General features: G+C 45.5%; 12 protein-coding genes and 1 pseudogene. 12 read left to right on the top strand and 1 reads right to left on the bottom strand.

Annotated elements, in window-relative coordinates; translation table 11 throughout:
- Positions 1-11 precede the first annotated feature (11 nt).
- The 8 genes and pseudogenes from MKY42_RS26550 to MKY42_RS26515 all read left to right on the top strand — a co-directional run.
- Positions 12-1,133: an ATP-binding cassette domain-containing protein gene (locus MKY42_RS26550; protein ID WP_090904434.1), complete on the top strand. Its 1,122-nt coding sequence runs from the start codon at positions 12-14 to the stop codon at positions 1,131-1,133.
- Entirely contained in the window at positions 1,130-1,846 is a 717-nt protein-coding gene (locus MKY42_RS26545; protein ID WP_076290830.1) for an ABC transporter permease subunit, read from the top strand. The genes MKY42_RS26550 and MKY42_RS26545 overlap by 4 nt, the downstream gene beginning before the upstream one ends.
- Positions 1,847-1,850: 4 nt before the next feature.
- Positions 1,851-3,245, top strand: a complete 1,395-nt coding sequence (locus MKY42_RS26540; protein WP_339845972.1) for a GldG family protein — start codon at positions 1,851-1,853, stop codon at positions 3,243-3,245.
- Positions 3,242-4,261 (top strand): DUF4340 domain-containing protein, encoded by a 1,020-nt coding sequence (locus tag MKY42_RS26535; RefSeq protein WP_339845969.1) that lies wholly within the window; start codon positions 3,242-3,244, stop codon positions 4,259-4,261. The genes MKY42_RS26540 and MKY42_RS26535 overlap by 4 nt, the downstream gene beginning before the upstream one ends.
- Positions 4,262-4,487: 226 nt before the next feature.
- A complete protein-coding gene (locus tag MKY42_RS26530) occupies positions 4,488-5,447 on the top strand; it encodes a YhcN/YlaJ family sporulation lipoprotein (RefSeq protein ID WP_090904431.1) in 960 nt (319 codons plus the stop codon).
- A gap of 223 nt (positions 5,448-5,670) precedes the next feature.
- Entirely contained in the window at positions 5,671-5,895 is a 225-nt protein-coding gene (locus MKY42_RS26525; RefSeq protein ID WP_017692532.1) for a helix-turn-helix transcriptional regulator, read from the top strand.
- 620 nt (positions 5,896-6,515) lie between these two features.
- Entirely contained in the window at positions 6,516-7,190 is a 675-nt protein-coding gene (locus MKY42_RS26520; protein ID WP_143067089.1) for a hypothetical protein, read from the top strand.
- 46 nt (positions 7,191-7,236) lie between these two features.
- Positions 7,237-7,329, top strand: a pseudogene (locus MKY42_RS26515) (DNA-binding response regulator); the annotation flags it as partial.
- 519 nt (positions 7,330-7,848) lie between these two features.
- Here MKY42_RS26515 and MKY42_RS26510 read toward each other — a convergent pair.
- Entirely contained in the window at positions 7,849-8,202 is a 354-nt protein-coding gene (locus MKY42_RS26510; protein WP_090904428.1) for a hypothetical protein, read from the bottom strand.
- A gap of 242 nt (positions 8,203-8,444) precedes the next feature.
- On the opposite strand from MKY42_RS26510, the gene MKY42_RS26505 reads away from it, so the two are divergent.
- The 4 genes from MKY42_RS26505 (at position 8,445) to MKY42_RS26490 (ending at position 13,025) form a co-directional block, all read left to right on the top strand.
- Positions 8,445-9,308 carry a MurR/RpiR family transcriptional regulator gene (locus MKY42_RS26505; RefSeq protein WP_090904427.1) on the top strand — a complete coding sequence of 288 codons (864 nt, stop codon included), beginning with the start codon at positions 8,445-8,447 and terminating at the stop codon, positions 9,306-9,308.
- Positions 9,309-9,312: 4 nt separating this feature from the next.
- On the top strand, positions 9,313-10,041 hold the full coding sequence (nagB, locus tag MKY42_RS26500; protein WP_179263208.1) for a glucosamine-6-phosphate deaminase: 729 nt from the start codon (positions 9,313-9,315) through the stop codon (positions 10,039-10,041).
- Entirely contained in the window at positions 10,038-11,255 is a 1,218-nt protein-coding gene (gene nagA, locus MKY42_RS26495; RefSeq protein WP_339845962.1) for an N-acetylglucosamine-6-phosphate deacetylase, read from the top strand. Before nagB ends, nagA begins: the two co-directional genes overlap by 4 nt.
- A gap of 363 nt (positions 11,256-11,618) precedes the next feature.
- Complete coding sequence (locus MKY42_RS26490) at positions 11,619-13,025, top strand: spore germination protein (RefSeq protein WP_090904424.1); 1,407 nt, start codon at positions 11,619-11,621, stop codon at positions 13,023-13,025.
- The last annotated feature ends 5 nt before the right edge of the window (positions 13,026-13,030 follow it).

Here is a 13,030-nt window from a genome sequence, read left to right as displayed (position 1 = left end):
GGATGAATGATGTGCTCGAAGTGAAACAGGTAAGCAAGGTATTTGATGGACGGCGCGGCGTGCATCAACTGGATTTCACAATGGAGCGCGGTGAGATTGTTGGATTTTTGGGACCGAATGGTGCCGGGAAAACCACAACGATGCGAATGATTACGGGCTATTTGCATCCAACAGCAGGCTCCATTTCAGTGGATGGCATATCGGTGCACGATCAGGGCAGGAGTGTCCGTTCCAAGATCGGTTATCTGCCAGAGACACCGCCGCTTTATCCAGATATGACGGTACAGTCGTATCTGAAATTCGTCGCTAATCTCAGGGATGTTCCGACACGTGAAGTGAAACTGCGGATCAGTGAGATGGTGAGCAGGCTGGGTCTTCAAGGCCGTGAAAAGCAACTGGTGCGCGGGCTGTCCAAAGGGTACAAGCAGCGTCTGGGTCTGGCTGGAGCCATTATTCACAAACCGGATTTGCTCGTGTTGGATGAGCCGACTTCAGGTCTTGATCCGAATCAGATTATGGAGATACGGGATTTGATCCGTGAACTGGGTGAGAATCATACAGTGCTGCTCAGTACACATATTTTGCCGGAAGTGAGCGCGCTGTGTAATCGCATGTTAATTATTAACCAGGGACAGCTCGTATTGGACGGTTCACCGCAGCATTTTGGTTCCGCGATGGGGGACCGGTTCAAGGTATCCATTGAAGTGAAGGCAACAGAGCAGCAATTACATAATGTGCTGACACCTTGGGAGAAGGTACGGAGCGAAGTTATTCCAGCAGCGGATGGACAGGTATCCACCGGTTCTGCTCATACGGTTAAAATGCTGCTTACCGGCGAATCTTCCGATGATTTCCGGGAAGAATTGTTCTACCTTTTGTCTGGTGCAGGCTTGCCGATCCTGGAAATGAAGAAAGAAAATCTCAGTCTGGAACAGATTTTCCTGAAGCTGACCACAACGGAAACGGAATCCGAAGCGGAACTGGCAACGCTGGAGACTGAAACTGATAAAGTGCAGATCGCCAATCAGGCGACAGGTGAAGAGGCCAATTTGGGAACCACTTCAGATCTGAAGCAATCAACTAAGTCCGAGAGCGCTTCAGCTGATTCCCACACAGGGGAGGGTTCCAAATGAGACGAATGATGGCGGTTTGCAATAAAGAACTGCAGGCATACTTCCTGTCACCGACGTCGTATTTCGCTTTTGCCGTATATGTACTGATGACAAGTTTGCTGTTCTACTCCAGCTTTGTCTATTACCAGCCAAGCATTGTGGATTATCGCCTGGTGCTGGGAGACACGTTATCCATGCTGCTGTTTGTGGTGCCGTTGCTGACGATGCGACTGGTGGCAGAGGAATTCCGGCAGGGAACGGACGAACTTTTGTTGACTTCACCTGCACGGGTGACCGAGATTATTTTTGGTAAATATTTGGCGTCCCTCGCCATTCTTGTTGTACTTATTCTGTGCAGTCTAGTGTACCCGTTTATTATGTCCTTCTTTGGTGAACTGGATCTGACATCCGTCTGGTTGTCTGCACTGGGTCTCTTTTTCCTGGGCGGCAGTATGATGGCGATTGGACTGTTTGCTTCCACGTTATCTCAGCACCAAATGGTGTCTGCGGTAGCCGGTTTTATTATTTTGCTCGTATTGTGGATGCTTGATTCATTTGCAGGCAATTCTGGATCTGCGTTACAGCAATGGCTGGACCCGTTTGCGCTGACGAACCGGTTTGACAGCTTCACGAAGGGTGTACTTAGTGGCCCAGATATATTGTATTACGTGACGCTCTCAGGTGTGTTTCTGCTGTTAAGCATTCAAATTGTGGAACGGAAGCGGTGGAGGTGAGAAGATGAAAAAATGGTTGAGTCATACCAACAGTACAGTGCTGTCTGTAGCGGTGGTTGGCATCTTTATTTTGCTGACCCTGTTTCTGAATTCGCTTGGCGGCTTCCAACTGGATCTGACCTCGAATAAACAATACACCTTGTCAGATCAGTCTCTTACCGCGATCAAAAACGTAAAAGAAGACGTCAACATTCTGGTGTTAACCGTCGAAAATGCGAATAATACGGTCTTGAACCGCGAAGTATCGGATATGGTTCAGGAATATACAAAGCGCAACAGCAAACTGAAGATGAAGCAATACAATCTGACGCAGGAGCCTGCGCTGGCCTCCAAATATGGCATCACAGGCAGCTCCATTGTATTGGAGCAGGGCGATCAGCATAAAGTCATTGATATTGCCAGTCTATTCACGGCTGTCGGGGATGGAAGCGATGGATCGTACCAGTTCACGGGTGAGGAAAAATTGACACAAGCGCTAATGAACCTGTCTTCCACGGAGATGCACAAGATGGTCTTTCTGACAGGACATGAGGAGCTTGGCCTGGATCAACTGACTACGCTGCGCTCATCTTTGGAACAGAATAATATCACGACAGAAGAACTGCAGCTGAATCAGGCTGGTCAGGTTCCAGAAGATGCAGACGTTCTCGCGATTATTGGGCCACAGCGGGATATTAGTGATACTGAACTGAAGGCCATTCGGACATATCTGAGTAACGGAGGTAAATTGCTGTTATCTCTCGGTTTTCACGAAGATATGAAATTGACTTGGAAAAATATCGATGCACTCATGACGGATTATGGCGTGGTTGATGAGCATGCTGTCATGGTGGATAATCAGCAAGCCAGCACAATGGGCCCACTGTGGGTCGTGCCAGAGTATGGCTCCCATGCCATCACGGATAAACTGTCAGAAAGCAAACTGTATCCGATGTTATCCCTGTCCATTGCTTTGACAAGCAAAGAGCAGGATAAATACACCTTGTCGCCGCTCATTCATTCATCCAATGACAGTTATGGCGAGACAAACATTGCAGGTTTATTGCAGAACGAAACATCCAACGATCCGGATCAGGACGTTCAAGGCCCGGTTGAGCTTGGATATGCGGCGGATACAACGGATGGCAAACCGAAGGCAGTTATTCTGGGCTCATCCATTTTCATGCAGGACTCGGAAATAGCGAACGGCGGAAATCGGGATTTTATTCTGAATACCGTCAATTATTTAAGTGGAAAAGAGGATGGGGTAACGATTCGGCCAGGGGTACAATCCGGTTATCAAACGGCGTATTTGGATGGTGAACAAGCCAGAACCATTTTCTTCGTGGCGATTGTCGCATTCCCGCTTATCTTTGTTATGATAGGTGTACTCTTATGGTGGAGGCGCAGACGCGTATGAAAAAATGGGTCCCAACGATTCTAGTCTTATTGGTCTTGATTATCGGGTGGGTCTATGCGGCCAGTCAAAATTATTTTCGTGAAGAGGAAGCGGAGAAGGTCAAGTTACTTGGGATTAAGTCTGCCGATATTCAGTCCATCACGATTCATGATAACCATACAGACACATCAGGTGCTTCAACATCCTCATCTTCACAATTGGAATTAAAGAATGGCGTATGGCGTATGGTAGAACCCAAGGCTTATCCTCTGAATGGGTATACGGTTAGCAGCTGGCTTGATGCCTTAAGTGGTGCAGATCAGGAGCTGGTTGTAGAAGAAGAGCCGAAGGATCTCGACAAGTATGGATTGGGTTCAGATGCAACGCTTCTGGATATTCAATTAAAGGATAACCGTGAGATCAAATTGAGCATCGGTGGCCAGCTGCCAGCAGATGACGCTCGTTATGTGCGGGTAGACTCCGGGCCTGTCGTTGCAGTACAGACGGAATCCATCAGCAATATAGAAAAATCACGGCTGGATCTGCTGGATACCACTCCGTTTAATCTGGATGAATCCAATGTCACTACGCTGGAATGGGAAGGTGAAGCAGCCACCTGGATGCTCAAATCTTCCTCCGCGGAGGGTGCGGCAGAGCAGACGTGGACGCTTAACGGTGAAGCGGTTGAAGCTACCGATGCTGTATCGCTGATTGGCAAAATTAAAAACCTGTCCACAGCTGAGGATGTGCGCAAAGCCTCTGAACTGAAAGGCACTGTGCCACGCTTTACTTTATCCGTTGAGCAGATCGTTAATGGAGAGGCTGTTACAGATGTGTACAGGGGGCTTACTATTCCATCGAAACCGGATCAGATCTGGGTAGTCACGCCGGACGGTCAGTGGGCCTATCCGATGGATGCAGCTAGTCTGAAGGAAGCTGAACAATTTCCGAATTCCATCCAAAAATCAGAATCAGATGCAACCTCTTCTACGAGTGAAGATGATGCTGGTGCTGATGCGAATTCCTCATCCAAGTAAGTGAGTGGCCCTTCAACATGATAATGAAGGTTCACACTTGAACAGGATATACGCGGTTATACAGAGCGGTGCTGCACGTTGTGCAAGCATCGCTTTTTTTACGTGGAAGAGAACCCATGGAGCCCAGATAAAGGAGGCTGTTGTTCCATATCCTTTCAGCATATCAGTCCATGCAGAAGAGCATCCTATCCTTGTGACCAAAACCAACATAATTGGAGGATGAGACATGCCAGCAGCCAAAAAGGCGACAGCAATCAGCTTATCTTTGTCTACTGCAATCTTCGTAATGGCCGGATTGACGGGTTGTGGAACAAGCACCAAAGATAACAATCTGCACACCAAAAGTGTTCGTCATGAAGTGAAAGGCATTAACCGTTATGGTGTTGAGTCCAATGGGATGGATGGTATTCGTGCGAAAAGCTATCGGACGCATAACGTCACTAACCTGAAATCCAGTGACGAGCTGGCTAAACGCATTGCGGAAATGAAGGAAGTGAAGTCAGCAAGTGTCATGCTGACCGATCGTAACGCATATGTAGCAGTCCGTTTGACAGATGGTCACACTGGCAAATTGGAAAGCAAATCGATGCGTAACCGTGCGAACGGCACGATGCGTACAGAAAGCTACAATCAAGATATGGGCGGGTTGCGTGTACACGGTGGTAATGGAACCATGTCTCCATACAGTACCAGTGGCATAGCACCGGGATTGAACACGAATGCAGCTACGGATCGCAGCCATATGGGCAATGACCGCAGCATCTATGGAACCATGGGAACCGGATCTTATGGCATGATGCGTGGTCTGACGAACAGTGGCAATGCACGTACAATGACCGATGGTCACTACGGGATGAAGAGTGAAACATCGCGTATTGACAGCACGGATGACAACACACCCGAAGAGATTAAATCCAAAATCTCGGCGAAAATCAAACAATTTGCACCTCACGTGGAGAACGTATACGTGTCAGCTAACCCGGACTTTGTACAACATGTAGAAACGTATTCCAAAGATATTCGTAATGGCAAACCGGTTAGCGGCATGATTAACACGTTCCAATCGATGGTTGAACGTATTTTTCCAACGAATGCGTTGAACACAAATCACCGTGACGGCGTGCTTGATGATGGCATCATGCATCGTAATAACTACGATGGCTTGAATCGCATGAATCATCGGTAACTCATAATTGTAAGAACAAGTTGCCTTTGCGCAGATGTTTACATCAGCAGCAAAGGCACACTTGTTTTAATGGACATCATCATGCATCGTCATTGGATCTCATATAAGACTGCCCATTTTTTTGATAAAACTGAACCAACGCCCTTGACCTTACATAAGATGAGTTGACTGTATCCCCTTAACCTTGTTACACCAACACAACCCGAGCAAGGAGGGGTGAACATTGAAGGGTATCGATCATAAAAGCAAATTTCTGTTGACCCACCGTGAACGCGAAGTATTCGAATTACTGGTTCAGGACAAAACGACGCGTGACATCGCAGGGCAGTTATTCATCAGCGAGAAAACGGTGCGTAACCATATTTCGAATGTGATGCAAAAACTCAATGTTAAGGGTCGTTCGCAAGCAGTTGTAGAGCTGATTAAGCTCGGAGAACTGAAGATCTGACGCGATACTGCACAGTTGATTGAAGCAGCATGAAAGCCTTTCTCTATTCTTTGACATGAAGAATGGGGCAAGGCTTTTATGTTATCCAGAGTGGTTTCTGAAAAGTAACGTCCGTGACAAGCACAGATAATCCGTTAAAATGATGTAAGGAAACAATAAGGATTTCAAAAGGTTAAAATATACTTTGGTTATATTATTTCGATTTATTTACTTCACCTTTTTTGGGTTACATCAACAAAACATAGAACGAAAAATGATAGAGTGTATTATAACAAACGATATAGTGATATTGCTTGCATAGCTGATGAAGTGAATGAAATCTCTAATGTGAAAAAATGGAGTTAATAATTTTAAAGCTCTAAGAAAGGAGGAAAGTTGATTAGGGAATTAACCGAAATAATTTATTTTTTGAAGTAGTATACATAATTTTTGTGTTCCTTTTAGATATTGCTAGCTAATCAAAATAAAATTGTTTGAGGTGTTTAATGATAAAGAATATATATAATTGGGTGAATTCTGAGAAAATTAACCTAAAAATAGTTGCACCTATATTATTGATTAATGTATTCTCAACATTGATTTTTCGGTATTTTCTGATAGGGAATTGGAGTTATTGGATAATGGCAAGTTTCATTAATACTCCTATTTATGTTATAAGTATTATTTTTTTGTTAATTGGTGTATACAAAACTTACCAAAGAGTAGGTGGATTTTCTCTAATTTATCTAGCGGGAATAAATGCTGTATCATTAATTAATATTTTAGAAGGTAACATTCTTTTAAGGGACATATTTCAGTTATGGTTTAAAGCAATCTCATTTATTGCTGTTGCTATTCTAGGTTTATTTATTTTGTGGAAAGCAAAAACTAAATTACTCGAAAATTTCAATTTGTATTTAATTATCAGTTTAATAACGGTTATTTTGAATTTTGGAGGATTTTATCTTTCTTTATATTCGATGTATTACCCATATGAACTTCAGGGGTTCAAGATTGAACAAGAGATGAGCTATTCACAAGCTGTAATGCCAGTAGATTTTCTCTATTATAGCGCAGATGCTTTTTTTGGCACCGATATAAGTGATGTTAGCCTAAGATATAATGATTACATGAACCTAACAGGTGATACTATTGCTTCAAAATACAAAGATAAGTATGAAGATGCGAATACTACAATTAGTATTGCAAAATTCGTTTCAATAGTTGAATCTATTCTATTTCTAGTATATATATCTATAATCGTATTAAATGCTGAAGGAATTAAAAGTAAAGTAGAGTCAAAAAAATCGAGTTAACTTAAGACTTGTAAGAATTTTAATAACTCATATTCGACGTACTTCAAACCATTTTTCGAATGTGATGCAGAAACTCAATGTTAAGGGTCGTTCGCAAGCAGTTGTAAAGCTGATTAAGCTCGGAGAACTGAAGATTTAGTTGCGATACTGCACAGTTGATTGAAGCAGCATGAAAGTCTTTCTCTATTCTTCATGATGAAGAATGGGGAAAGACTTTTTTGTTTAAAGTTTGAAAGCGAAATCAAGCGAATCTTCAAAGTGAAGAAATCGCTTGTTTTAAATAGTCATTCTTAGAAATCTAAATTCAGAAGTTGCTCATCGCAGTCCGCTATTCGGATTAGCTCAGATTTTGGATAGCCTAGCCGTTTTGTCTTTTCACAGCACCAACTACAGGAACAATGGATTTTGCCTTTGGCAAAAATTCCTTCGAACTTGTAGGACCAACCGTACCGATTAGCAAGCTGTTTTTTACGTTGAATAACACGCTTTCTGTGGTGCCTGTAATAGGCTTGATTTCTTTGCTGAGATTTCATGGATCATCACGCTCCCTTGGGAAAAGGCTCAGCCCGCAGAAATTCCAAGGGTAACAGATTGCTACGGGCAGAGCGTGATGCGATTCACAACCATAATCGTAATCGTATATGGCATAAGGGTTCACCTACATATCGTTATTGAAATGCTCCTCAATAAAGGACTTCCATTTTTTCTTTGAAAAAGGCTGATAGAAGAGCTGCTCCAATTCCCCGTATTGTGTCTCATCTAGGTGCAGATAGATTGCTTTTTTCGCGATTTTGGCAGCTGGTTGGGAGGAAGATTTTGTACCGCCAGTTTTACGTTTGATTGGAATATGAAACTGCAGCAAGTCTGCGAGGTTATTCCAACCTTCCCAGCTCAATCGTGCTCCGCGTTTCCAGTCGATGGCATACAGGACATAGTATTTGTGAGATTCGGACTGTTTTATGGCAATAATCCAGGTGGAAGGAATCATTTTTTGACGTTGTCGCCGATTCATTTAGTGTGCTCCTTCCTTAAAAAATGAAATGTCCACATTCGCTTCAAGTTCATCTCCAATATAAGCGGAATCCCATTCCTTAATCAAGAAGATGACTTCTCAAAATTTCATCATACATACCGTGAATACATGGTTAAAATCCTCTTGATTTGCAACAACGTATTGATTAAAATGAAAATATAAAAATAATTTTCTTTATTTATAATAAATTAATAAAAATAATTTTCATTAAAGGAGAACTCATGGCAGCCATACTACATGCGTTGCAGCAAGAGCTGAATGAACTTCCGTCTCAGGAACGACGAATTGCAGAGGTGATTTTACAGTCCCCATCTGATATTCCTGGCTGGACCATTAACCATCTTGCGCAGCAAAGCGGAACAAGTGCGGCTACGGTAACCCGCTTTTGCAAATCATTCCATTTCAAAGGTTTTCCTGATTTCAAAATGAAGCTGGCCGCAGAATTGTCTCATTCCACCAATGAAACAGCATATCAGGATATCGTGGCAGGCAATCCTTTGTCCAAAATTGTGGAAGCTATCGAAGCCAATCATCTTGCATCCATTGCGGATACCACTCGTTTGCTGGATTTAGGAAGGCTGGAGCATGCAGTTCAGTTATTATGTCAAGCCCGTCGTATTGACCTTTACGGTGTTGCCACCTCTTCCATTGTTACGCAGGATTTCTATCAGAAACTTGTACGGATCGGCAAAAGCTGTACCGCCTTCTCAGATTCACATATGCAAATTACGTCGGCTTCTTCACTGGGGGAGGGAGATGTGGCGATGGCGGTATCCTATTCGGGGGAAACGCCGGAGACGATCGATGCCTTGCATTGTGCCAAACAGGCGGGAGCTTCCACCATTTCACTGACATCCTATGGCAATAACAAACTTGCGGCGGTGTCGGATATTCCGCTCTTTACGTCTTCATTGGAAGAAGGCATGAGGCGGGGGGATATGGCTTCACGTATAGCACTGCTGCATGTCGTCGATATTCTGTTCACGGGCATGGTTAGTGCCGACTTTGACCGTTTTATCCCCAAATTGGAACAATCGTATCACAATGTACAGTCTTATCGAGTCCAACATAACGGAGGTGCCTAAGAAGATGAATATACGTATTTTTGAAAATGAAGAAGATTTGAACGCAACGGGTGCAGGTGTGATTGCCAGTTTGCTACAGACGAAACCCCGGGCTGTACTGGGACTCGCGACGGGAAGTTCTCCTGTGGGTATCTATAAACAGCTTATTGCTTTGTATCAGAAAGGTCTGGTCAGCTTTGCGCAGGCATCTTCCTTCAATCTGGATGAATATGTCGGTCTTCCTGTAGAGCATCGCGAAAGCTACCGCAGCTTTATGAATGAACAATTGTTTTCCCATATTGATATCGATCTCGCCAGAACCCAAGTGCCGGACGGGCAGGCTTCGGATTTGGGTGAGGAATGTGTTTCCTATGAACAACGGATTGATGATCGGGGGCCTGTAGATCTGCAGCTATTGGGTATCGGACATAATGGTCACATTGGCTTCAATGAACCCGGAACCGAACTCACAGGACGGACACATGTGGTGAATCTCAAAGAAGAGACAAGAAAAGCAAACGCCCGCTTTTTTAATCGTATTGATGAAGTTCCAACTCAGGCCATCACCATGGGTGTAGGTACGATTCTAAAAGCCAAACAAATTTTGCTGATCGCCCGTGGTGAGGAGAAAGCCGAAATTATTCGTGAAGCCTTTATGGGGCCGATTACAACACAATGTCCAGCATCGCTGCTTCAGTGTCATCCCAATGTGGTGGTATTGCTGGATCGTGCTGCCGGGAGGTTGGTGAAATGAACGTAGAACCTATGGAAAACCAGGAGCAAGAGAGTGAAAAAACCATTTTCCTGCTTCGAGGTAAAATCGTACTGCCTGATGGTGTAATGGAGGATGGTGTACTTGTATGGACGGAGGGGAAAATCCTTTATGCTGGCGCACCTGAGGGACTATCTGAACAGATTCGCCGTGAAGCCTTATCTGTGCCTGTTTCCAAGCATGGTGTCATTGTCCCTGGGTTTATAGATATCCACGTACATGGTGGTAATGGAGAAGATTTTATGGACGCGAGTAAGGAAGTGTTGGATAAAATTACTTCATTCCACAGCACACAGGGGACCACTGCAATGCTGGCAACGTCCATGACAGCGCCCAAAGACAGTCTGGATCGGGTATTGGCTGAAGTGGACAGCTACCGTTCCGGTGACATGCCTTTTGCACAGTTGGAAGGCGTACATCTGGAAGGCCCGTTTTTCAGTCCTAAGTGGCCTGGCGCACAAAATCCGGAACATATCGTATTGCCTAATGTCTCCTGGCTCGAGGCGTGGGAAAAACAATATCCTGGCCTGATCCGTCAAGTTACCCTTGCGCCGGAACGTGAGGGAGCGCTGGAAGTCATTTCGTGGCTGCGCGAGCAGCGAATTACAGCGGCATTAGGGCATACGGATGCGACCTATGAAGAGGTACAGCTTGCAGTCGAAGCAGGGCTGCACCATGCAGTGCATACGTTTAATGCGATGACACCGCTGCATCACCGGAATCCCGGAGCTGCCGGAGCGGTGCTCAGTGATTCCCGCATCAGTGCAGAGGTCATTGCAGACGGTATCCATGTGCATCCAGCGGCGATCTCCCTCATCGCACAATTGAAGCAATCTACCGATCAAATCGTACTGATCACGGATGCCATGTCTGCTGCCGGGCTGGATGATGGTGAATACAAAATTGGCGATCTGCCTGTGATTGTTACGGAAGGTGTGGCACGTTTGAAAGACGGAGGCGCCTTGGCCGGAAGTACGCTTACGATGATTCGCGGTTTCCGCTACCTGGTACAGGAAGTAGGCCTGAGTCTGAATGCAGCTTCACGAGCAGCCAGCCTGACGCCGGCACGTCTGCTCGGCATTGATCATCGGACCGGTTCCTTTGCAAAAGGAAAACAGGCGGACGTCGTTTTGCTAAATGGTGATTTGGAAATCGAGGAAGTGTGGGTGAAAGGGAATAACTTGAAATTTATGTAGAATTATCTGATAAATACAGGTACACCGGACGGCTGGGTTCGTCAGTAACATGAAAAGAAGCACCTTCTTGTATAATAAGAAGGTGCTTCTTTTGAGATGAATGAAAGACCGCTCGTGTTATTTTATGTCTGGATCAGTATCAGCTTCCGGTTCTGGTCGCGCTTGTTCACAGGGACTATAATTCTTCGTCTTCTTCAAACAAATTATCGGCAAAAGGATAGCCAGGATATTTATTGAATCGGAGTCACTCATAGAGCGGCTCTTTTCGTGATGTCTGCCGTATATTTCACGGAGCGGAAGCAAATGATATCTTTTACTGAGAATAAATGGACGAGATTAGAGCATGCCAAGGAGGCAGAAACGATGGACGCTACAACCAAACAGCAGGAATTGCCTTTGAGCGGCCGCCTTGTGATGGATGAGGAGACATTGCGCTCCGTGTTTGCCGATTGCGCAGATATCGTATTTCATCCGTTTGACACCGCGTGCTCTATCTCGGCAATGTGCGTGTACTGTGTGGGTTTATGCGACACGGAGCGGCTGGAACGTCAAGTGCTGACGCCTTTGCAGGAAGTCGGAATCGAAGCGGCCCAGGTTCCGATGGCATCAGTCAAAACGGTCGAAACACCCTCTCAGGCTGTCCAAGCCATCTTGGAAGGGGAGGCGCTGCTGCTACTGGAAGGTTCAACCGTTGGCGTAACCTATCCGCTCTACAAAGCGGCCAATCGCTCTACGGAAGAGCCGCTCGCTGAATCAGCCGTCCGCGGTGCACGTGATGGGTTCACGGAATCTCTGCCCACGAATTTGTCTCTGCTCCGCAAACGCATCAAAACACCTGCGTTGAAACTTCTTACCCGCACGGTTGGGGAACGATCGAATACGAGCATCACTCTTGCTTATATGGAAGGCATTATTGATCCAAAACTGGTAGAAGAGGTCCAAAAACGGCTTGATAAGCTAAGGGTCCGAGACATATTGGAGAGTCAATATATCGAAGAAGATATTGTGGATCAGCGATTGTCACCATTCCCGCAGATGATAGCCACAGAGCGTCCGGACGTAGTCGCTTCGAACCTGTTTGAAGGTCGTTTTGCCATATTGGTTGATGGGACCCCCTTTACGCTGATTGCTCCCGTAACCCTATTTTCCATGCTGCAGTCTCCGGAGGATTATTATCAATATGTGTTTATGAGCGTCTTCTTGCGCTGGTTGCGCTATCTGTTCTACGCCCTGTCCATGCTGCTTCCTTCGGCTTACGTAGCCATTACGACTTATCATCAGGAGATGATTCCGACAGTGCTGCTGCTCAGTATCGCCAAGGCCAGAGAGGAGATTCCTTTCCCTGCTTTGGTGGAGGCGCTCATTATGGAGATTGCCTTTGAAGCTTTGCGTGAAGCAGGGGTGCGGTTGCCCAAACAGGTGGGTTCTGCGGTAAGTATCGTCGGTGCCCTGATTATTGGCCAAGCGGCGACGACAGCCGGCATTGTATCAGCTCCGATGATTATCATCGTTGCCATCACCGGAATCGCATCCTTCATGATTCCGCGTTATGCTGCCAGCATCGCGACGCGTCTGCTTCGCTTCCCAATCATGATCCTCGCAGGTACGCTCGGACTGACAGGTGTTATGCTGGGAATCATTCTAGTTGTCATCCATCTGAGCAGTCTTCGCTCATTCGGCACACCGTATCTGTCACCGCTTGCACCCACAATAGCGAATGAAGTCAAAGATGTATGGTGGCGTCCATCGCCATGGAACAAGCCGCGTTAATTTAT

Origin of the sequence: Paenibacillus sp. FSL W7-1088, from assembly GCF_037969855.1 — a bacterium.
GTDB lineage: Bacteria > Bacillota > Bacilli > Paenibacillales > Paenibacillaceae > Paenibacillus.
This window is presented reverse-complemented; position numbering and strand designations above follow the sequence as displayed.

Coding starts and splice junctions, on each gene's coding strand:
- MKY42_RS26535 (WP_339845969.1), top strand. CDS start 3,242: ATGAAAAAATGGGTCCCAACGATTCTAGTCTTATTGGTCTTGATTATC.
- MKY42_RS26490 (WP_090904424.1), top strand. CDS start 11,619: ATGGACGCTACAACCAAACAGCAGGAATTGCCTTTGAGCGGCCGCCTT.
- nagB (WP_179263208.1), top strand. CDS start 9,313: ATGAATATACGTATTTTTGAAAATGAAGAAGATTTGAACGCAACGGGT.
- MKY42_RS26520 (WP_143067089.1), top strand. CDS start 6,516: ATGGCAAGTTTCATTAATACTCCTATTTATGTTATAAGTATTATTTTT.
- MKY42_RS26540 (WP_339845972.1), top strand. CDS start 1,851: ATGAAAAAATGGTTGAGTCATACCAACAGTACAGTGCTGTCTGTAGCG.
- MKY42_RS26545 (WP_076290830.1), top strand. CDS start 1,130: ATGAGACGAATGATGGCGGTTTGCAATAAAGAACTGCAGGCATACTTC.
- MKY42_RS26530 (WP_090904431.1), top strand. CDS start 4,488: ATGCCAGCAGCCAAAAAGGCGACAGCAATCAGCTTATCTTTGTCTACT.
- nagA (WP_339845962.1), top strand. CDS start 10,038: ATGAACGTAGAACCTATGGAAAACCAGGAGCAAGAGAGTGAAAAAACC.
- MKY42_RS26505 (WP_090904427.1), top strand. CDS start 8,445: ATGGCAGCCATACTACATGCGTTGCAGCAAGAGCTGAATGAACTTCCG.
- MKY42_RS26510 (WP_090904428.1), bottom strand. CDS start 8,202: ATGAATCGGCGACAACGTCAAAAAATGATTCCTTCCACCTGGATTATT.